Here is a 20,887-nt window from a genome sequence, read left to right as displayed (position 1 = left end):
ATAAGGAATTATGGCCATCATATTATCGAAGCGGCCAACACTCCGCAACGGGTTGCGCAACGGCGACCGTCCCATGCAGCACTTGACAAGGCGGCGCTTTGCCCCGGAAGTGACCGGCCCACGCTCCGAGGAACTGCGATGCACATGCTCAACCCCCATTGCGGCGTCGACCGCGACCCGCGCGGTGTCGTTCGCCTGACCATCTGCAACGCCGGTACGCTCAATATCCTGGGAACGCCCGCCATCAACGGCGTACGCGAGGGGCTGGAGACGCTCGCGGCCGACCGGCAGATTCGCGTGCTGGTGATCGCCGGCCAGAGCGAAAAGAGCCTGATCGGCGGCGCCGACATCAAGGAGATGGCAAAACTCGACCAGCCTTCGGCGGAAAAGTTCATCACCCGCCTGCGCGATCTCTGCGAGGCCGCGCGCGCCTTCCCGGCTCCCGTGATCGCGCGGATGCCGGGATGGTGCCTCGGCGGCGGGCTCGAATTCGCCGCCGCCTGCGACTTCCGGATCGCCGCACATGACGCCCATTTCGGCATGCCCGAGGTGCGGGTCGGCATTCCCAGCGTGATCCACGCGGCACTGTTGCCGCGGCTGATCGGCTGGGGCCGCGCCCGCTGGCTGGTGATGACGGCCGAGAATATCGACGCGCCCACCGCGCTGGCCTGGGGGCTGATTGACGTGGTCGCCGCAGAAGGCGGCCTCGATGCCGCCGTGGAAAAGACCGTGGCGATGCTGCTGGAATGCGGTCCGGAAGCGCTGCGCGCGCAAAAGGCCCTGCTCCGGCAATGGGAGGAATTGCCGCTGAAACAATCCGTCGACCTCTCGATTCCCGTGTTCGGACAGTCCTTCCTGACCGGCGAGCCGCAGCGGCTGATGCAGGGATTCATCGACCGCAAGAGATAACGGATACGCCATGAGACCTGCCGGCAAGGGGCCGCTCGATTCGCTCTATTTCCATTATCCGCACTTTCCGGCGCGGCACGTCCCCGAGTTCGACGGCCGCGCGGCGCGGCACCCCGTCGTGATCGTCGGCGCCGGTCCGATCGGCATGACCGCTTCATTGGTGCTGGCGCGTTACGGCATCCGCAGCGTGCTGCTCGACCGCAAGGACACCTTCAATGACGGCAGCCGCGCGCTGTGCATCGCGCGGCCGAGCATGCACATCCTGGAGCGGCTCGGGGCGATCAGGCCGTTCCTCGACAAGGCACTGGGCTGGCGTTTCGGCCGCAGCTACTACCGCGGCGAGCAGATCTTCCGGCTCGAGATGCCGCATCCCGAAGGCGAAAAATACCTGCCGATGTACAATCTGCAGCAGCAATATATCGAGCAGTATCTGCACGACGCGGTTGCGGCCAGCGAGTTCGTCGACATGCGCTGGCAGAGCGAACTGACCGGCATCGAGCCCGGCAATGACGGCGTCTCGCTCGGCATCGCCTCGCCGGCCGGCGACTATCGCCTCGCGGCGGACTACGTGCTGGCCGCCGACGGCGCGCGCTCGCCGGTGCGCACCCAACTCGGCCTGCGCATGAAGGGCGAGAACTACGAGGGCAAGTATGTCATCGCGGATATCCGCATGGATCACGACTTTCCGACCGAGCGCCGCGCCTTCTTCGAGCCGAGCGGCAATCCCGGCGGCACCGTGCTGATCCACAAGCAGCCCGAGAACATCTGGCGGGTAGACTACCAGCTCCGCGAAGGCGAGAGCGAGGAAGCGGCCCTGCGCGAAGAAAATATCCGCGCCCGCGTCGGCGCCATCCTGCAGGATATCGGCCACACAAAACCCTGGGAGCTGGAATGGTGGAGCATTTATTCCGCCAACACGCTCTGCCTTGACGACTACCGGCACGGCCGGGTGTTCTTCGTCGGCGATGCCGCCCATATCGTGCCGATTTTTGGCGTGCGCGGGCTCAACAACGGTCTCGCCGATGCCGAGAATCTCGGCTGGAAGCTCGCGGCGGTTCTCCATGGCGAAGCCGATGAAAGCCTGCTCGACAGCTATTCGCCGGAGCGGCGCGGCGCCACGCTGGACGTCTTCGCCAATGCCACCAAAAGCACGCGCTTCATGACCCCGCCGACGCGCGGCTGGCGGCTGGCCCGCGAAGCAGCACTCTCGCTCAGCCTGAAACACGAGTTTCCGCGCGGCCTGGCCAATCCCCGGCAGATGCAGCCCTACACCTATTCGGAAAGTCCGCTGACGCCCTATCCGGACCGCGACGCGGAGTTTGCCGGCGGGCCGTCCAGCGGCAGCTTTCCGCCGAATGCTAAGCTGGCCGACGGCAGTTTCCTGCTGGATCGTGCCGGCGACGGCATGACGGCGATGCTGTTTTGCGACGGTGCGCCCAACGCCGGGCAGGCAGCTATCCTGTCGCAACTCGCTCAACTGGACCGGCGGTTCGTCGGCCTGCTGGTTGCGCGCCATGGCTCTGCGCCGGCAGCCGGCGCGATTGCCGATGCGGACAGTGAAATTGCCCGCCTGTTCGATGCGCAACCGGGCACCCTCTATCTGTTGCGCCCCGACCTCCACGTCGCCGGACGCTGGAGAGCCAGTGTGCCTCACGAAATCCTGCGAACCGCGCGCCTCTGCCTGGGGAGAGCGACACCATGAGCGCGATGCCTCCGGAAGACTTCGAAGCCGCCTACGAAGCGCTGGCGCTGGCGATCGATTCGGCGGGCCCCGAGCGCGAAGCGCTGTTCCTGACGCGGCTCGCGCTGGTGCTCGGCCATGAACTCGGCGACATCGCCGTATTCCGGAGCGCGATCCGGACCGCGCTGGACGGTATTGCGGAGTAACGGGCTTCTCCCGAACGCGGCAAGGCAGCCCTTCTCACGACAATTTATCCCGCACCGCCGTTGCAATTTCTGCGATGCATCATATGATGATCATAATTTAATTACCTTCTCTCCTTCGAAGCATGTGAGGAGTCCGCCATGGCCGCAGCCACCGATCCCGTCGTCATCGTTTCCGCCGCCCGGACCCCGCTGGGCCGGTTCATGGGCGAGTTGTCGCCGTTCAGCGCCCACAGGCTCGGCTCGCATGTGATCGGCGCTGCGCTGGAGCGGGCCAAATTGTCGCCTGAGCGGATCGACGAGGTATTGTTGGGCTGCGTGCTGCCGGCCGGCCAGGGCCAGGCGCCGGCGCGGCAGGCCGCACGCGGCGCAAGACTGCCGGATTTGACCGGCGCTACCACCATCAACAAGGTCTGCGGCTCCGGCATGAAGGCCACCATGCTGGCGCATGACCTCATCCATGCCGGGTCGGCCGAGATCGTGCTGGCCGGCGGCATGGAGAGCATGAGCAACGCGCCCTACCTGCTGGCGAAGGCGCGCAGCGGCTACCGCGCGGGCCACGACCGCATCATCGATCACATGATGATGGATGGCCTCGAAGACGCCTATGAGACCGGCCGTTCGATGGGCGACTTCGGCGAAGCCACCGCGGAAGCCTATCAGTTCACCCGCGCCGACCAGGACGCCTACGCGATGGAAACGCTAACTCGCGCCCGCAAGGCGGTCGAAGGCGGCGCGTTCAAAGCCGAGATCGCGCCGATCACCGTCACCGAAAAGGCCGGCCCGCGCATCATTGCCAACGACGAGCATCCGCTGAAGGTCGATCCCGCCAAAATCCCCGGCCTGAAGCCGGCGTTCCGGGCCGGCGGCACCATTACGCCGGCGGCCTCCTCCGCCAATGCCGACGGCGCCGCGGCGCTGGTCCTGACCAAGCGCTCGCTGGCCGATCGCGACGGCTTGCCGAGCCTTGCCGTCATCCGGGGCCACGCCACCCACAGCCAGGAACCGCAATGGTTCACCACCGCGCCGATCCCGGCGATCCGCAAACTACTCGACAAGGTCGGGTGGAATGCCGCCGACGTCGACCTGTTCGAGATCAACGAAGCGTTCGCGGTGGTGGCGATGGCAGCGCAGCGCGACCTCCGCATTCCCCGGGAGAAACTCAACATCAATGGCGGCGCCTGCGCGCTCGGCCATCCCATCGGCGCCACCGGCGCCCGGCTGATCGTCACGCTGCTGCATGCGCTGGAAGCGAAAGGCCTGAGGCGCGGCGTCGCGGCCCTGTGCATCGGGGGCGGCGAAGCCACAGCCATTGCCGTGGAGCGCATCGTGCACTGACGCTGCGACAGACTGCGGCTCATTACTTCCCGCCAACAACGGGGATACCGGACAGGAAATGCCATGATCTCCAACTGGCTGTCAGCCGCCCTCGCCCGCCGCAACATCCATTACGGCTGGGCGATGGTCGGCGTCACCTTCCTCACGGCGCTGATCGCCGCAGGTACGGTCGGCGCGCCCGGTGTCTTCATCGTGCCGCTGCAAAAGGAGTTCGGCTGGAGCACTGCGGAAATCTCCTCGGCGCTGTCGATCCGCTTCATCCTGTTCGGGCTGATGGCGCCGTTCGCCGCCGCGCTGCTGAACCGCTACGGCCTGCGCAATGTCACGCTGACCTCGTTGCTGGTCGTGGCCTCCGGCCTCGTCGCATCGCTGTTCATGACCCAAATCTGGCAACTGGTGCTGCTGTGGGGCGTGGTGATCGGCCTCGGCACCGGAATGACCGCGCTGGTGCTCGGCGCCACCGTCGCCGCGCGCTGGTTTGCCGCGCGCCGCGGCCTCGTGGTCGGAATTCTTACCGCCAGCGTAGCGACCGGGCAACTGGTGTTCCTGCCGCTGCTGGCGAGCCTGACGGAAAGCGTGGGCTGGCGGATGGCGCTGGGCCTGATCTGCGTGATGCTCGCCGTCGCAGCCTCGGCGGTACTATTGGTGATGCGCGATCGCCCGGGTGATCTCGGACTGCGGCCGTTCGGCGACGAGGGGACCGAGCCGCTGCCGGCACCGCCGCCCAACACCGCGCCGATCTTCGCAGCCGCGCTCGGCGCGCTGCGCGACGCCGCGAAGACGAGAGTGTTCTGGATCCTGTTCGCCACCTTCTTCATCTGCGGCGCCAGCACCAACGGCCTGGTTCAGGTGCATCTGATCCCGATGTGCCTCGATTTCGGCATCCCGCAGGTCCATGCCGCCGGCCTGCTCGCCGCCATGGGCGTCTTCGATATCATCGGCACCATCGTCTCGGGCTGGCTGTCGGACCGTTACGACAATCGCTGGCTGCTGTTCTGGTATTACGGCCTGCGCGGGCTGTCGCTGTTATTCCTGCCGTACACCGACTTCTCGTTCTACGCCTTGTCGCTGTTTGCGGTTTTCTATGGGCTCGACTGGATCGCGACGGTGCCGCCGACAGTGCGGCTGACCGCGCAGCGGTTCGGGCCGGAGCGCGCCAATCTGGTGTTCGGCTGGATCTTTGCCGGCCATCAACTGGGTGCCGGCGTCGCCGCCTTCGGCGCGGGGGTGTCGCGCACGGTGCTGGAGAGCTATCTGCCGGCGTTTTTCGTCGCCGGCGCGCTGTGCATCGTGGCATCGCTGATCATCTTGACGATCGCGCGGCCGGCGAAGGTTGCGGCGGCTTGAGCGACCTCATCGCAAGGAGACAGGACTCGAAGGGTTTTCGAGCTGACCCTTTGCGGCGACTGCATTGGTCGCCATGGCCTTCAATTTCACGCGCTGAATCTTCTCGCCGTTCGGTCCCTGCGCAACGGGGAACGTCGTCACCACGATGAAGCATGTCGGAATCTTGAAGTCGGCCATTACCGCCTTCAGCCGGTCGCGCAGGACTTTCTCGTCGAACCCGTGACCGCTGCGCAGACGCACGAAAGCCACCGGCTTGTTGCCGCGCTCCGTCGCAACCTCGACAACCACTGCGGTCTCGATCGCCGCATCCAGCTGCTGCAGGGTCTCCTCGATCTCGATCGGATTGACCAGAAACCCGCCGAGTCGGAGGAAATCACCTGCCCGACCGAGAAAACGAAAGGCGCCATCGGCGCACGTGAAACCGAGATCGCCGGTGCGGAAATAACCGTCTTCCGTGAACGCCGCGCGCGTGGCGTCGGGATCGCGGAAGTAACCGCGAAACAGCGTGTCGGAGCCAATCTCCAGCCCGCCGACCTCACCGGGAGGCAACACCTCTCCGGTTTCGCGGCTTCGCGCGCGCACCCTGGCCGCCGGATTGACCAACCGGCCCCCGGATGTCTTGCGAATATCGAGTGGCGCATCATATGGCTGCAGCGACACGAACGAGAACACTTCGGTCATGCCGAAGGCACCGATCAGGTGCAGCCCGCGTCGCTCCGCTTCGGCAGGGAACTCTGCCAGCGTCGGATTGAAGGCGGCGTAGACGCAGTGGCGCAGCGATGGAAAAGGCCGCTGCTCCGCCGGATAGACATCGAGCAGCCGCTTGAGAAGATCGTCGGTCCCATTGACGTGGTGCATGCCGCGTTCGCGGATCAGCCGCCCGGCCTCCGCCGGATCGAACACATCGAGCAGGGTCGCCGACGCAGCCCCTGCGACGGTCGCGATCATCTGGCTGAAGCCGAAGATGCCGCAGAACGGGATCGCCTGCAGCAGATGCGTGGCAGGCCGGTCATAGCCGCAAACGACCGCAGTCATGTCGGCATGCCGCGCCACCACACCCTGGCAATGAACGGCGAATTTCGGCGCGCTGGTGGTGCCCGAAGTCGCGAAGATGGCGCAGTCAAGCTCGGGTGCCGCCCGGCTCGCCACCGGCTCCTCACCACGCAGATCGGCGTGCCGGACCACGCGCTTGTCGATCTGCATGCGTGCCGGCCAATCGCCGCCGCAAACAACGACGCTCTCCAGCGCCTTCAACGCTGCCGGATCCATTGCCGCCAGCAGTTCGGCGAAGGGGATGTCCTTGAACTGAGGCCACAGCACCAGCGCCTTGGCCTCGGTCCGAGACAGGATTGATTCCGCCTCGGCGGTACGGAACCGGGTGTTAACCGCGACGGCGATGGCGCCGATATGCAGGCAGGCGAACAACAGTTCGAGGTAGGCGATGGAATTCGGCAACCAGAACGCCACCCGGTCGCCCGCCCCGATGCCGAGACCGTCGAGCCCGCGAGCACAGCGCAGACTCCGATCGAGCAGTTCCGCATAACTGCAACTCGCCTCGCCATAGTACAGACGGGCGCTCGGCGCCCGCTCCGCTGCTTTTGTCAGTTGATCGATCGGCGTCGTCGTCATCCCGTGATCAACCTTCTACCGACCGCTCCGTTTGGGCAGGAGTACCGCGGTCATCACGGCCTGATCGAAAAATTCGCCGGCGGACCCGGGGTGCGCAGCGGCTCGGCGAGCCGGGCGAAGTCACACAGCAGCGAACGGGTCTTGCGCGGATCGATCACTTCCTCGACCCAGAAGCGTTCGGCGGAGCGGAACGGCGAGCGCAGCTTGTTGAGGCGCTCCTCGATTTCCTGCAGCTTGGCCTTGGGATCGTCCGATGCATCGATGTCGGCGCGATAGGCGGCCTCGATGCCGCCCTCCAGCGGCAGCGACCCCCAATAGGCCGACGGCCAGGCGTAACGCATCGAGTAGCGGTTGGCCGGCTGATGCACGACACCGGCGACGCCGAAGGCGTTGCGCACGATGATGGTGCACCACGGCACGGTGGTCTGGTTGACCGCGGCCATGGCGCGCACGCCGTGGCGGATGGTCGCCGCCTTCTCGGCCTCGAGCCCGATCATGAACCCCGGGCAATCCATCAGGTAGACCACCGGCAGATGGAAGGTCTCGGCGAGATCCACGAAGCGCACCACTTTCTGGCACGCCTCCGCCGTCCACGACCCGCCGTAATGAAAGGGATCGCTGGCCAGCAGCATCACGGCGCGGCCGTCCAATCGGGCGAAGCCGGCAATGATCGAGCGGCCGAAATTTGCGCCCATCTCGAAGAACGACCCCTTGTCGACTACCGCGTTGATGATGGGCCGCATCTTGTAGACCTGACGGCGGTTGCGCGGCACCGCCTTCATCAGCGATTCGTCCGCGCGCTCCGGATCGTCGTCGCAGGCAGTCGTCGGCGGCAGATCGAACACCGACGACGGAAGGTAAGAGAGAAAACGCCTGGCACAGGCAAAGGCTTCTTCCTCGGTGTCGACGGCATGGTCGACGCCCCCGGCGCGGGTCTGGATGTCGGCGCCGCCGAGTTCCCACTTTGTCAGGTCCTGGCCGAGCCGCTTGACCACTGGCGGGCCTGCGACGAACATCGCCGACGTCTTCGTCATCACCGAATAATGGCTGGCGGCAAGTCGCGCCGCGCCGAGGCCCGCCACCGAGCCGAGCCCGAGACCGACCACCGGCACCCGCGCCATGTTGGCGATCGTGTACCAGTACCAGCGGGTGCCGCCGACGCCGCCGGGCAGATTGGCCGCGCCCTTGGTCTCGATGGTCTTCACTGAGCCGCCGCCGCCCGAGCCCTCGATGACGCGGATGATCGGCATCCGGAAATCGTGCGCCATCTCCTCGGCCATCAGCGGTTTCGCCGATATCGACGCATCGGCGGAGCCGCCGCGCACCGTAAAATCGTCGCCGACCACGACCACCGGCCGTCCCTCGATCTTGCCGCGGCCGAAAACGCAGTTCGCCGGCGTCAGATGGGTGAGCTCACCGTTCTCGCTGTATTCGGCTACCCCGGAAATCGCGCCGATCTCGTGAAAGCTGTTCTGGTCGATCAGTCCGTCGATGCGCTCGCGAACGGTGAGCCGGCCCTGGTCGCGCTGGCGCTTGACTTTGTCAACGCCGCCCATCTCGCGCGCGAACGCTTCGCGCCGGGCGAGGTCGTCGAGTTCCGGCTTCCAGGTCATTCGTATCCTCCACCTTCGAGATCTTGTTGTTGTTATGGGCCACCGCCGGAAGCGGCTTTCTTTCCATCCGATTGCTGAAGACATCGCCATCGGCGCCCTCGAGCATGCCGCCGACCGCAAAGCCCAGATCAACCATTCGCGGCGCCACCTCCTTGTGCAGCCGTTTCTCGTCATACATGGCAGCCAGCAGGCCGATCGTCACCACGACGAAGGTTTGGTACTGCGGCGACCAGATCGGCACCGCGAGACCGTTGATATGCGGGCTCCACAGGCCGCAGGCGACCACATAGCCGTGCTCTTGCAGAAAGCGCCGGTTGGCGTCGAGACGCGGCCGCAACACCTTGGCGCCCGCCGGAATCTCGCGCTCCATTTCAGCCAGCAGCGCGTCGCCGACATCGGCATCGAGCGCCGCGGTATAGGCATGCCCCGCTGCCGTGCTCGCCATGGCGATGCGGCTGCCGGTGCTTTCATGCAGGCCGAGCGCATTGGCGGCGCGCGCGAACTCGAGATAGACGAGATGGAATCGGTCGGGAATGACGAAGCCGACGGTGCCCGGCAGTTGTTCCGCGACATCCTGCAGCCGCAGCCGGATCAGGTTGCGAAGCTGCAGCCCCCGCATCATCGAGGTGCTCATCGCCACCGCGCTGGGGCCGATGCGGTATTTCTGGTCGCGCGGCAGATAAACCAGCTGGCCCATGCGGGTCAGCGTGTGGGTCAAGCGCGACACCGTCGATCGCGGGAGCCCGCAGCGATTCGATATCTCGAGATTGCCCAGTCGGGCCTCGTGTCCCTCGAAACAGCGCAACACGTCGAACGCGCGCGACACCACCTGGATGACGTCAACCTCGCCCGCGAGATCGCTGGCGAGCATTCCCTGCTTACTGAGCCGTTCCGAGCGTCTTCCCATGTATTTTTTTCCATTCCGTCAGGCGGAATAAAATTCCACTTGCGGAACAAGCTACCCTAGGCAATCTGCCTCCACAACAAAAAGCCGTTCGCGAGGGCGTTGGTCCGACAGGCGGTGGAGGGAGAACGGAATGCCGGAAATCAAGATCGTGACCGAAGTGGCCGGACGCGTTTGCGCGCTTCCCGTCGAAATCGGCGGAAGCGTCGACGACGGCGATGACGTCGCGTTCGTCGAAGCCATGAAGATGGAAATCCCCGTCGCCTCACCTGCAGCGGGCAAACTGAAACTGATACTCGTCAGCATTGATGACGTGGTTGCCGAAGGCCAGGTGCTTGCGATTGTCGAGACCTAGCCGCGGCTCGCACCGAGCCCGACCGACCCGCGACAATCTGTCAACTGACGTCAATAAATCGCTGGACGTTGCATCGCCATCGGGCGATGACATGGTCGAGACAACAAAAAGCATCTTTCGCACAGCGAAACCAATGGAGGGAACATGATTAACCGACTGCTGATGCTCGCGCCTGTCGCTTTCACAAGCGTCTCGTTGCTGACACTGCCGGCTCACGCCCAGGACGTGAAGCTGCCGCCGACCATGGCGTTCACGGCCTATGACACCGGTACCTCCGGTTTCAACATCGCCGTCGGCGTCGGCAAGATGCTGAAGGACAAATACGGCACCGATGTCCGCGTGCTTCCCGCCGGCAACGACGTCGCGCGCCTGGCGCCGCTGCGCGCAGGCCGCTCGATGCTGGCCTGGATGGGCACCGGCGTCTATTTCGCGCAGGAAGGCGTGTTCGAATTCGGCGTCAAGGAGTGGGGCCCGCAGCCGCTGCAGATGACGCTCTCCACCATCGACTGCAACGGCCTTTCGGTCGGCGTCGCCAAGGATGCCGGCGTCAAGGAGTGGAAGGACTTCCGCGGCAAGCGGCTCGGCCACGTGGTCGGCTCGCCGGCGCTGAACCAGAATGCGCTGGCTATCATCGCCTACGCCGGGCTCACGAAGAACGACGTCAAGATCGTCGAGTTCGCAAGCTATGGTGCGATGTGGAAAGGCATCATCAACAACGACGCCGACGGCGGATTCGCCTCGACCGTGACCGGCCCCGCCAGGGAACTCGAGAACTCGCCGCGCGGCCTCGTCTGGCCGGAGCTTCCGGTAGCTGACAAGGAAGGCTGGGCGCGCGTGCAGAAAATCGGTGCGTTCTTCCAGCCCCATGTGACGACATGCGGCGCGGCCATATCAAAGCCCCTGAATCTGGCGACCTACCCCTATCCGATCGCAACGACCTACGCGACGCAGCCTTCGGATCAGGTCTACGCGCTCACCAAGGCGATGATCGCAGGCTATGATTCCTACAAGGATTCCGCACCGGGTTCGTCGGGACTCGACGTCAAGCGTCAGACCAAGCAGTGGGTCATCCCGTTCCATCCCGGCGCCGTGAAGGCGTTGAAGGAAGCCGGAAACTGGACGGACGCGGACGAGAAATTCAACAATGACCTGATCAAGCGCCAGGGCATTCTGGCGGCCGCCTGGGCCGCTTACGGCAAGGCCAATCCGCCTTCCGACGACAAGGAGTTCCTGGCCGGCTGGATGAAGGCCCGCGCCGATGCACTGAAAAAGGCCAACCTGCCGGACGGGTTCGAGGGATAATCTCGCTCGCGTCCTCTTCGCTTCACTTAATGCCGGCATAGAGCCGCCACATCTTCTTGACGGGGTAACTTATGTCGTCTGCATCATCGACCGCCGGCTCGGAAGCGCCGGCGGCAAAACGTATCGAGTTCGACGATCCCCACGGCAACCTCTCCAATTTGCAGGAGGCCGAGGTCTCGCGCGTGCGGAAGCTGGGCGGCGGATGGCGCTGGGCCCTGATCATCGCGACCGCGGCGACGATTCTGCTGTGCATCAATCAACAGTTCACGTTGCGCTTTTTCGTCGGCTTCACCCAGCTCAATACCGAGTACTTCTATCTGCTGATCGCGTTGATGCTGCCGTTCACGTTCTTGATCTTCCCGGGGTCCGAAAACGCCCCGCTCGACCGTATTCCCTGGTACGATGTCGTTCTCTTCGTCATGACCGGCGCCTCCGCGATCTGGCTGATGCTGAACGTACGTCAGGCCGCGCTGCTCGGCTGGGAGTATTCCGGCGCGCCGAAATCGGTGATCGCCGTCGGCCTGGTGATGTGGGGGGTGCTGATGGAGGCGCTGCGCCGCACCGGCGGCTGGAGCTTGGTCCTCTGCGTTTTCCCGTTCACCGTCTATCCGTTGTTTGCCGAAGCAAGCTGGCTCGGCCCGTTCCGCGGCAGCCAGGCCGACCTCGAGCAGGCCACCTCCTATCATGTGCTGTCCGGCGAGAGCCTGCTCGGCATTCCGATCCAGGCCTTCGCCGACACCGTGATCGGTTTTCTGGTGTTCGGCACCGCGCTGATGATGACCGGCGCCGGCAAATTCTTCATCAATCTTTCGTTCGCGCTGTGCGGCACGTTCCGCGGCGGCGCCGCCAAGGTCTGCATCTTCGCCAGCGGCCTGCTCGGCATGATGTCCGGTTCGATCATATCCAACGTGCTGACCGCCGGGACCATGACCATCCCGGTCATGAAGAAGAGCGGGTTCCGCGCTTCCTATGCCGCGGCCATCGAGGCCTGCGCTTCTACCGGGGCCGTGCTGGCGCCGCCGGTGATGGGCGCAACCGCCTTCGTCATCGCGCAGTTCCTCAACGTCAGTTACGCCGAGGTCGCGCTCGCCGCGATCATTCCCGCGGTGCTGTTTTATATCGGCCTGTTCATGCAGGTGGATTCCTACGCCGCCCGGCACGGGCTCGAGGGCATCCCGCGCTCCGAACTGCCGAAGGTGATGGATACGATCAAGGACGGCTGGTACTACATCTTCGTCATCGCCCTGCTGATCGTCATGCTGCTGCACTTCAAGCGCGAGAGCCATGCGCCGTTCTATGCCACCGCGCTGCTGCTGGTGCTGAACCAGTTGTTCTCGAAGGATACCCGCTGGACATTTTCGACGATCAACAAGTTCCTCGAAGTCAACGGCCGCACCTTCGTCGAACTGGCCGGCATTCTCGCCGGTTGCGGCCTCCTGATCGGCGCATTCTCGATGACAGGCGTGGTCTCCAGCCTTGCCAACGACCTGTTGCACATCGCCGGGGACAACGCCTTCCTGCTGCTCGGAATGTGCGCGATCACCAGCCTGATCCTCGGTCTCGGGCTGACGACGACGGCCTGCTACATTTTCCTGGCCATCCTGGTGGCGCCGGCGCTGGAAAAACTCGGCCTCAACAAGATGGCCGTGCACATGTTCATCTTCTACTGGGGCATGCTGTCGTCGATCACGCCACCTGTCGCGATCGCCTCGTTCGCCGCGGCGGGCATAGCCGGCTCGCCGGCGATGAAGACCGGCTGGGAATCGATGTGGGTCGGCAGCATCATCTACTTCATCCCCTTCTTCTTCGTGCTCAACCCGGTGCTGGTGCTGCAGGGCAGCAGCCCCTATTTCGAAGCGCTCGGCCTGATGGGGCTGGCCGCGTTCGGCATCCTGTTCATCTGCGGCGGCATTCAGGGCTACCAGGTTTTCGTCGGCGACCTCCGCCGCACCGGGGCGCTGGAATGGCCGCTGCGAATATTGCTGGTGATCGGCGGATTCGTGATTGCAACCCCCGGCGGCGGCATCAACCCGCTCTCGCAACTGCAGATCACAAGCATAGGGCTGGCGATCCTGGCACCGGCGGTTGCCATTGCGCTGCTGATGGTGCGCCGGCAGCCCCTCGTCGCGGGACGGTTGCGCGTTCGCTGATTGCGCGGCAAGACTGGAGGCGATGAAACAGCCGCCTCCAGTCTTTCCCGCCGCGCCTGCCTCATGGGCCTCCTCGAAGCCGCCGCTGCTGCGGTTCCTCGACCGCTGCCACGCGGATTTCTCGAAAGAGACCGGCGGCGCCGTCGCCGACTACATTCCGGAACTCGGCAAGGCCGACCCTGCCCATTTCGGCATCAGCCTCGCCACCCTCGACGGCCACGTCTACGAGACCGGCGACACCCGCGTCCCCTTCACGATCCAGTCGATGTCGAAGCCCTTCGTGTTCGCGCTGGCGCTGGACACGCTCGGCGCGGCGCGGGTCGAGAGCGCCATCGGCGTCGAACCGTCCGGCGATCCCTTCAATTCGATCCGGCTCAATGCCGACAACCACCCCTTCAACGCGATGGTCAACGCCGGCGCGATCGCCTGCAGCAGCCTGATCCGCGAAGCCAAGGGCGACGGCGCGTTCGACTATATCCGCCAGGCGCTCGGCAAATTTGCCGGGCGCGAGCTTGCCGTCGACGAGGCCGTGTTTGCCTCGGAAAGGGTCAGCGGAGACCGCAACCGCGCCATTGCCTATCTGTTGCGCACCTCGCACGTCATCGACCAGGACGTCGACGCGGTGCTGGAAACCTACTTCCGGCAATGCGCCGTTCTCGTCACGGCGCGCGACATCGCCGTGATGGCCGCGACGCTGGCCAACCGCGGCGTCAATCCCGTCACCGGCGAGCAGGTCATGACGCCCTACGCGATCTCGCGGACGCTGTCGGTGATGACCAGTTCCGGCATGTATGATTACGCCGGCGAATGGATCTATCGCGTCGGCATCCCCGCCAAGAGCGGCGTCGGCGGCGGCATCCTGGCGGCCCTGCCGGCGCGGCTCGGGCTCGGCAGCTATTCGCCGAAGCTCGACGGCCACGGCAACAGCGTGCGCGGCATCCGGGTCTGCGAGAAGCTTTCGCAGCATTACGACCTGCACATGCTCAACCGCAGCGACGACGCCCGCACCAGCATCATCGCCGACTACGACATCGGCAAGAACCCCTCGCGGCGCGACCGCCGCCCGCATGAACGCCATATCCTCGCCGCGCATCACCGGGATGTTCGCGTCCTCGAACTGGTGGGCACGCTGTCTTTCTCCAACGTCGACTATGTGTCGCGGCAGCTCGCCACCAAGCCGCGCCCGCAATTCGTCATATTCGACCTGCGCCGGGTGACCTCGCTGACGCGCGCCGGCGGCCGGCTGGTCGCTGAGGAATTCCGCGAACTGGCGGTCCACGGCGTCACCGTGATTCTCTCGGGCATCAAGCGGGATTCGCGGGAGTGGAGCATCCTCGGCGAATGGACCGGCGAACTCTCGAATGTGCGCGACTTCTATCTGCTCGATGCCGCGATCGAGTGGGCCGAGGATCAGATGGTCTATCGCTACGGCGGCGCGATCGACTTTCACGAAACCACCGAATTGTCCGAACAGCCGCTGCTGGCGGGCCTGACGGCGGAGGAGCTGACCGATCTGGCGTCGATCGCGATGGTCCGGACCTACCGGCCGGGCGAAAAGATCGTCACCTCGGGCGAGCCCGCGACGGCGCTGTTCTTTCTGCGCAGCGGCGCCGTGCACGTCACGCTGCCAGACGGCATCAGGCTCGCGACGCTGACCGCCGGCATGGCCTTCGGCGAAATGGCGCTGCTGGAAAGCCACCGTTCCGCCGACGTGCTGGCCGACATGTCCGCCACCGCCTACGAAATCCCGTTGCGGGATTTCGAGCAGTTTCGCAGGCAGCATCCAAGGGCCAGCGAACGCATCGTGCGCAATCTCGCCCAGCTGCTGGCCGAGCGCCTGATCGTCGCCAATACGAGGCTGGATCTGCTGACGGCACATTAGTCTTCTCCCCTCCCCGCCACGCGCAAAAGCGCGTGGAGGGAGGGGAGTCGATCAGCCCACCACTTCCGACACCGGCTGCATGTCGATGCCAAAGGTTTCCAGGAACTTCGAGGTCATGACATAGAAGCCGACCGAGAGCTGCAATTCGACCAGCGCCGCCGGCGTCAGTTTTGCGGCGATGGCGTTGAAGGTCGCGTCGGTCGGCTTGTGCAGCCGGACGATCTCGTCGGTGAAGGCCAGTGCTGCGCGCTGCACGTCGGTGAAGCAGGTGGCGGCCTGCCAGTTTTCCAGCGCCTCGTTCTGTTCGTCGGTCACGCCGACATTCTTGCCGATGCGCTTGTGCGCGACGATCTCGTAGGGCGCCTCGCACAGAATTCCGGTGCGCGTGATGGCGAGTTCCCGCACCACCGGATCGAGCTCGCCCTTGTGACGGATCGCGCCGCCGAGCCGGCAATATTGCTCGAAATAGCTCGGCGAATGCGCCATCATCCGGAAGATATTGGCGTTGCGGTTCTTGCCGAGGATTTCCCTCGTGCGCTCGTTCGATTTGGTGGTGTCGCAATAGTCGATGCGGGCCATGATTCACCTTGGCGTTTTTCTATTTTTCAGGCTGCCCTATCGAGGGCAGCTCCGTCGAAACACTATCTGCGGGTTGCAGCGGTAGCAACAGTCTGTACCGCCTTGCAAATCTCCCGGTGACCCCAAATCGGCGAAAATGCGCCGCTGATTTTATCGATCTTCCTTCTCGCAAATCTCGTCATGCGCGAGTCAAAATGCCGCCGCATTGCTGTTCGACCTTAGGCTGTCGATATTCGCTGAGTGGGGACTCATGGAGCGAATACTCGTCGTGGGGTGTTCCGAGTAAAAATACCGACCATCGTTCGCGTGCTCGCGCGACGATGAGTCGTGCCCAAATCCTGGGTGCTTAAAGTCTAGGGAGATCGGCATGAAGGAAGCCACCAAGAGGGCGGCCTCGGAAGCGCTTGCGCAAATGCTGGCGGTGACGGCAATGCTCGTCATCGCCAGTCTCGTGTTTTACGTGCGGTGATAACCGTCATTGCGAGGAGCGAAGCGACGACGCAATCCATCTTTTCTTGTCACATCAAAGCTGGATTGCTTCGCTGTGCTCACAATGACGGAGAGAGAGATCATTAAACCTTCTCGAAATACGGCACCGACCTTCCCGCAAACGGCACGAAGCGTGCGGTAACCTTGTCGCCGATGGCGAGCTCATTGTCGCCGTGGCCCATCATGCGAAAGCCCTCCTCCGTGTCGACCAGGACGATGTTGTAGGGCACATGCGCGCGGGTCTCCGGCGTCGCCGCGCGGCACACCAGCGAGGTCGCGTAGACCGTCCCTGCCCCGCTCGCCTGCTTCGGTTCGGGATCCGGCGAACCGCATGACGCGCAAAAGCTGCGGTGGAAATACTGCATGGCCCCGCAGGCGGCGCAGCGTTGGTAGACGATCGCTTCCGCGCCCGTGGTCCAGTCGGCGGGTTTTTCGCTCATCGTACCTGCTCCAGGAACATGCTGACATGCGACGACAGCACGCCGCCGTCGCCGTGCAGCAGCGCGATCGAGGCATCGCGCACCTGACGGTTGCCCGCCCGTCCCGTCATCTGCAGATGGGTCTCGACCAGATGCGCCATCGCGCCGCCGACGCCGCAATGGCCGTAACTGAGCAGTCCGCCATGGGTGTTGAGCGGCATCGCGCCGCCGCGGCCAAAATGCCCGGAGCGCACCCTGGCTGCGGCCTCGCCGCGCCCGGCGAGGCCCAGATCCTCCAGCAGCATCGCCAGCGTGATGGTGAAACTGTCGTAGACCGCGGCATAGCGCACGTCCGATATCGCGACACCGGCAGCCTGTTTCGCCTTTGCGACAGATATCTCGGCGCCGAGTTCGCTCAAGGCGGGAGCGGCCGTGATGTGCTGATGGGTGTGCGCCTGAGCGCAGCCGCGGATCCGCACGCCGGCTTCCCCGGTACGTTCGCGGCTGATCACGAACGCCGCACCGCCGTCCGACACCGGGCAGCAATCGAGCAATTTCAGCGGCATCGCCACCGGCTTCGAGCCCATCACGTCCGCGACGGTGATCGCCTCATGGAATTGCGCGCCGGGATGGGTGCGCGCGTGGGCACGCATCAGCACCGCGAATTCGGCGAGATCCTCCTGCGTCACGCCGTATTCGTGCATGTAGCGCGAGGCGAGCAGCCCGTAATAGGCCGGGATGGTCGGTCCCAGCGGCACCTCGTAATTGGGATGCCCGACCTGCGCCAGCGCCAGGATCGAGGCGTCGCGGCTCTGCCCGGTCAGCCGGTTCTCGCCACCCACCACCAGCACATGTTCGACGATGCCGGCCTCGACCAGATGGTGGGCCAGCATGGTCATGGCGAGCCCGGTGGCGCCGCCGACCTGGACGGCATGGGCGTAGGACGGCTTGATTCCGAAGTGCTCGGCGAACACGGTCGCCAGCATGATATGCGGCGACACCGTGGAGTAGCCGCACAGCACGCCATCGATCTCGCTGCGCTTCAGGCCGGCGTCGGCAATTGCCAGTTGCGCGGCCTGGCTCATCAGGTCGAGCGAGGAAGAGCCTTCGTGCTTGCCGTAGGATGTGAGGCCGACGCCGGTGATGAAGCTCATGATGACTCGACTCTGTTCGAGTTCGTCATTCCGGGGCGCATCGGAGATGCGAACCCGGAAACTCGAGATTCCGGGTCTGCGCCTGGCGGCGCATCCCGGAATGACTGCGGAGAAACTCGAGACCTCATCATCAATACGACTTCGGCATGCCCAGCACCTTCTCGGCGATGAAGCTGAGAATGAGCTGCGGGCTGATCGGGGCGATGCGGGGGATCAGGGATTCCCGCAGGTAACGCTCGACGTGATACTCCTTCGCATAGCCAAAGCCGCCATGGGTCATCACCGCCTGCTCGCAGGCCTGGAAACCGGCTTCGCCGGCGAGGTACTTCGCGGCATTGGCAGCGGGACCGCAGGGCAGGCCCTGATCGTATTGCCAGCCGGCCGACATCACCATCAGCCACGCCGCTTCCAGCTCCATCCAGTTCTTCGCCAGCGGATGCTGGATCGCCTGGTTCTTGCCGATCGGGCGATTGAACACGATGCGGCTTTTCGCGTAATCGGTGGCCCGCTTCAGCGCCACCTTGCCGAGCCCGACCGCTTCGGCGGCGATCAGGATGCGCTCCGGATTCATGCCGTGCAGGATGTATTCGAAGCCGCGGCCTTCCTCGCCGATCCTGTCCTCGGCCGGAATCACAAAATTCTCGAAGAACAATTCGTTGGAATCGACGGCTTTGCGGCCCATCTTCTCGATCTCGTGCACCGCGACCCGCTGCTTGTCGAAATCGGTATAGAACAGGCTGAGGCCGTGGGTCGGATTCTTCACCTCCTCCAGCGCCGTGGTGCGCGCCAGCAGCAATATCTTGCTCGCGACCTGCGCGGTCGAGATCCAGACTTTCTGGCCGTTGACGACGTATTTGTCGCCGGTCCGTACCGCGCGGGTCTTCAACTGGGTGGTGTTGAGGCCGGTATTCGGCTCGGTGACCGCGAAGCAGGATTTGTCGCGGCCATCGACGATTCCCGGCAGCATGCGCCGGCGCTGCTCGTCGGTGCCGAACACGACCACGGGATTGAGCCCGAACACGTTCATATGCACGGCGGAGGCCCCGGACATGCCGGCGCCGGATTCGGCGATGGTCCGCATCATGATCGCGGCGTCGGTGATCCCCAGACCCGAGCCGCCATACTCCTCGGGAATGCAGATGCCGAGCCAGCCGGCATCGGCCAGCGCGCGGTGGAAGTCGGCGGGATAGCCGCCCTCCTTGTCCTTCTTCAGCCAATAGGCGTCGTCGAACCGGGTGCAGATCCTGCCGATCGCGTCGCGGATCGATTCCTGGTTGGCGGTCAGTGCGAAATCCATGGTCTCAATCCCTCGTGGCGGGCGCCGTTATGGTGGCGCCGTCGCGAACCAGCGCGGCGATCTCGTCGGCGGAGTAGCCGGCTTCGCGAAGAATTTCCTCGCCGTGCTGGTTGAGGCGCGGCGCCAGCCGCGCCGTCTCGACCGGCGTTTCCGACCAGGTGGCCGCGACCTTCATGTTGCGGATTTTTCCTTCGCTCGGGTGATCGACCACAGGAAAGAAGCCGGTCGCCGCCAGATGCGGATCCTGCAACATGCCCTCGAGGTCATGCATCGGCATCACCGGGACGTCGGCCTTGACCAGCTGATCGGTCCATTCCGCGGTGGTACGGGTTTCGAGTATACGCGCGAGTTCGGCATAGACGGTGTCGATATTGACGGCGCGGCCGGCAAACGTCGCAAACATCGGGTCGCGGCGCAGGTCGTCCCGCCCGGTCGCCGTGAAGAAATTCTGCCATTGCTTGTCGTTGTAGACGATCACGCAGATGTAGCCGTCGGAAGTCTTGTACGGCCGCCGGTCGCGCGACAGATGCCGCGCGTAACCGCCCTTGTCGAGCGGCGGTTCGTAGGTCAGCCCGCCCATGTGATCGCCCATGACAAAACCCGCCATGGTCTCGAACATCGGAATGTCGACGCGCTGGCCACGCCCGGTACGATCGCGATGCACCAGGCTGGCGCAGATGGCGCCGACCGCGGTCAAGCCCACGATGCGGTCGACCAGCGCATTGGGCACATAGCGCGGCACGCCGTCGCTGGTCTGCGCCATCAGCGCGGGAAGCGCGGTGGCGCCCTGGATCAGATCGTCATAGGCGGGCTTTGCGGCATAGGGGCCGTCCTGGCCGAAGCCGAACACGCCGGCATAGATCAGCCGCGGATTGACCTTCGAGACCACGTCGTAGCCGAGCTGTAACCGCGCCATCGCCTGCGGGCGGACGTTGTAGACCAGCACATCGGCGGTCGCGATCAGCCTCAGCACCGCGTCGCGCCCGGCCGGCTTCTTCAGGTCGAGGCAGATCGAGCGCTTGCTGCGGTTGGTGTTGAGAAACACCGGGCCCATGCCGGCATGCCGGGTCGGCCCGATCTGCCGTGTCACGTCGCCGTCGGGCGTTTCGATTTTGATGACGTCGGCGCCGTAGTCGCCGAGCATCTGGGTGGCATAGGGCCCCATCAGCACGGTCGTCATGTCGATGACCTTGATGCCCTCGAGTGGTCCCATGGCGCGGTTTGCTCCCGATACGCGGCGCGTTTTGCCGGCGCTGTTGTTTCTCGGGCCTAGTAACGGCAGCGTGTCAGGAAGAGCAAGGGCGTCGAGCGTATGGACGTATGCGTGAAGGGGCTTCGGACCTCAGCCGTCATCGTCCGCGAAGGCGGACGATCCAGTATACGCTGATCTCTCGATTCCCAACGAAGGCGCGGAGAACTGGATGCCACGCGTTCGCGGGGAGACAGCCTTGGCCTACTTCATCGGCTCCAGCACCGAGACGTAATTCGCCACCGCGGCGCCGCCCATATTGAAGATGCCGGCGAGTTTTGCGTTCTTGATCTGCATGCCCTAGGGCGCCTGGCCGACCAGTTGCATGGCGCTCATCACTTGCATGGAGACGCCGGTGGCGCCGATCGGATGGCCCTTGGACTTCAG

At 64.6% G+C, this 20,887-nt stretch carries 17 protein-coding genes and 1 pseudogene; 9 read left to right on the top strand and 9 right to left on the bottom strand.

Annotated features, from left to right (window positions below; genetic code table 11):
- Window positions 1-138 precede the first annotated feature (138 nt).
- The 5 genes from Q8R73_RS07960 to Q8R73_RS07940 all read left to right on the top strand — a co-directional run bounded on the left by Q8R73_RS07960 (window position 139) and on the right by Q8R73_RS07940 (window position 5,478).
- Window positions 139-909 carry an enoyl-CoA hydratase gene (locus Q8R73_RS07960; protein ID WP_305718997.1) on the top strand — a complete coding sequence of 257 codons (771 nt, stop codon included), beginning with the start codon at window positions 139-141 and terminating at the stop codon, window positions 907-909.
- Window positions 910-919: 10 nt separating this feature from the next.
- Window positions 920-2,611 carry an FAD-dependent monooxygenase gene (locus Q8R73_RS07955; protein WP_305718996.1) on the top strand — a complete coding sequence of 564 codons (1,692 nt, stop codon included), beginning with the start codon at window positions 920-922 and terminating at the stop codon, window positions 2,609-2,611.
- Window positions 2,608-2,796: a hypothetical protein gene (locus tag Q8R73_RS07950; protein ID WP_305718995.1), complete on the top strand. Its 189-nt coding sequence runs from the start codon at window positions 2,608-2,610 to the stop codon at window positions 2,794-2,796. The genes Q8R73_RS07955 and Q8R73_RS07950 overlap by 4 nt, the downstream gene beginning before the upstream one ends.
- A gap of 138 nt (window positions 2,797-2,934) precedes the next feature.
- Window positions 2,935-4,131, top strand: a complete 1,197-nt coding sequence (locus tag Q8R73_RS07945) for an acetyl-CoA C-acyltransferase (RefSeq protein WP_305718994.1) — start codon at window positions 2,935-2,937, stop codon at window positions 4,129-4,131.
- A gap of 63 nt (window positions 4,132-4,194) precedes the next feature.
- Window positions 4,195-5,478 (top strand): MFS transporter, encoded by a 1,284-nt coding sequence (locus Q8R73_RS07940; RefSeq protein WP_305718993.1) that lies wholly within the window; start codon window positions 4,195-4,197, stop codon window positions 5,476-5,478.
- Window positions 5,479-5,484: 6 nt separating this feature from the next.
- On the opposite strand, the gene Q8R73_RS07935 is transcribed toward Q8R73_RS07940, so the two are convergent.
- From Q8R73_RS07935 to Q8R73_RS07925, 3 genes are read right to left on the bottom strand one after another with little or no spacing between them, the layout of a single operon-like run.
- Window positions 5,485-7,107 (bottom strand): AMP-binding protein, encoded by a 1,623-nt coding sequence (locus Q8R73_RS07935; RefSeq protein ID WP_305718992.1) that lies wholly within the window; start codon window positions 7,105-7,107, stop codon window positions 5,485-5,487.
- 53 nt (window positions 7,108-7,160) lie between these two features.
- On the bottom strand, window positions 7,161-8,720 hold the full coding sequence (locus Q8R73_RS07930; protein WP_305718991.1) for an acyl-CoA carboxylase subunit beta: 1,560 nt from the start codon (window positions 8,718-8,720) through the stop codon (window positions 7,161-7,163).
- Window positions 8,650-9,627, bottom strand: coding sequence for an IclR family transcriptional regulator (locus tag Q8R73_RS07925; RefSeq protein WP_305718990.1), 978 nt, complete (start codon window positions 9,625-9,627; stop codon window positions 8,650-8,652). Before Q8R73_RS07925 ends, Q8R73_RS07930 begins: the two co-directional genes overlap by 71 nt.
- Before the next feature lie 130 nt (window positions 9,628-9,757).
- Between Q8R73_RS07925 and Q8R73_RS07920 the strand changes: the two genes are divergently transcribed.
- The 4 genes from Q8R73_RS07920 (at window position 9,758) to glsA (ending at window position 15,313) form a co-directional block, all read left to right on the top strand.
- Window positions 9,758-9,979, top strand: coding sequence for an acetyl-CoA carboxylase biotin carboxyl carrier protein subunit (locus Q8R73_RS07920; RefSeq protein ID WP_305718989.1), 222 nt, complete (start codon window positions 9,758-9,760; stop codon window positions 9,977-9,979).
- A gap of 144 nt (window positions 9,980-10,123) precedes the next feature.
- The gene (locus Q8R73_RS07915; protein WP_305718988.1) at window positions 10,124-11,281 is read left to right on the top strand and encodes a TAXI family TRAP transporter solute-binding subunit; all 1,158 of its coding nucleotides are present in this window, start codon (window positions 10,124-10,126) and stop codon (window positions 11,279-11,281) included.
- Window positions 11,282-11,352: 71 nt separating this feature from the next.
- Window positions 11,353-13,431, top strand: coding sequence for a TRAP transporter permease (locus tag Q8R73_RS07910; protein WP_305718987.1), 2,079 nt, complete (start codon window positions 11,353-11,355; stop codon window positions 13,429-13,431).
- A 22-nt stretch (window positions 13,432-13,453) separates the two neighbouring features.
- Complete coding sequence (gene glsA, locus Q8R73_RS07905) at window positions 13,454-15,313, top strand: glutaminase A (protein ID WP_305718986.1); 1,860 nt, start codon at window positions 13,454-13,456, stop codon at window positions 15,311-15,313.
- A gap of 51 nt (window positions 15,314-15,364) precedes the next feature.
- Here the strand turns inward: glsA and Q8R73_RS07900 are convergent, their stop codons facing one another.
- The 6 genes and pseudogenes from Q8R73_RS07900 to Q8R73_RS07875 all read right to left on the bottom strand — a co-directional run.
- Window positions 15,365-15,892, bottom strand: coding sequence for a carboxymuconolactone decarboxylase family protein (locus Q8R73_RS07900; RefSeq protein ID WP_305718985.1), 528 nt, complete (start codon window positions 15,890-15,892; stop codon window positions 15,365-15,367).
- A gap of 572 nt (window positions 15,893-16,464) precedes the next feature.
- Window positions 16,465-16,821, bottom strand: coding sequence for a Zn-ribbon domain-containing OB-fold protein (locus Q8R73_RS07895; protein WP_305718984.1), 357 nt, complete (start codon window positions 16,819-16,821; stop codon window positions 16,465-16,467).
- Complete coding sequence (locus Q8R73_RS07890) at window positions 16,818-17,954, bottom strand: thiolase family protein (RefSeq protein WP_305718983.1); 1,137 nt, start codon at window positions 17,952-17,954, stop codon at window positions 16,818-16,820. The genes Q8R73_RS07895 and Q8R73_RS07890 overlap by 4 nt, the downstream gene beginning before the upstream one ends.
- Before the next feature lie 130 nt (window positions 17,955-18,084).
- Window positions 18,085-19,251: an acyl-CoA dehydrogenase family protein gene (locus Q8R73_RS07885; RefSeq protein ID WP_305718982.1), complete on the bottom strand. Its 1,167-nt coding sequence runs from the start codon at window positions 19,249-19,251 to the stop codon at window positions 18,085-18,087.
- A gap of 4 nt (window positions 19,252-19,255) precedes the next feature.
- On the bottom strand, window positions 19,256-20,464 hold the full coding sequence (locus Q8R73_RS07880; protein WP_305718981.1) for a CaiB/BaiF CoA-transferase family protein: 1,209 nt from the start codon (window positions 20,462-20,464) through the stop codon (window positions 19,256-19,258).
- Between the two features lie 240 nt (window positions 20,465-20,704).
- Window positions 20,705-20,887 (bottom strand): annotated as a pseudogene (locus Q8R73_RS07875) (thiolase domain-containing protein); the annotation flags it as partial.

The sequence above is a fragment of the Bradyrhizobium sp. genome (assembly GCF_030697065.1).
In the GTDB taxonomy this organism is placed as follows: Bacteria; Pseudomonadota; Alphaproteobacteria; order Rhizobiales; family Xanthobacteraceae; genus Bradyrhizobium.
This window is presented reverse-complemented; position numbering and strand designations above follow the sequence as displayed.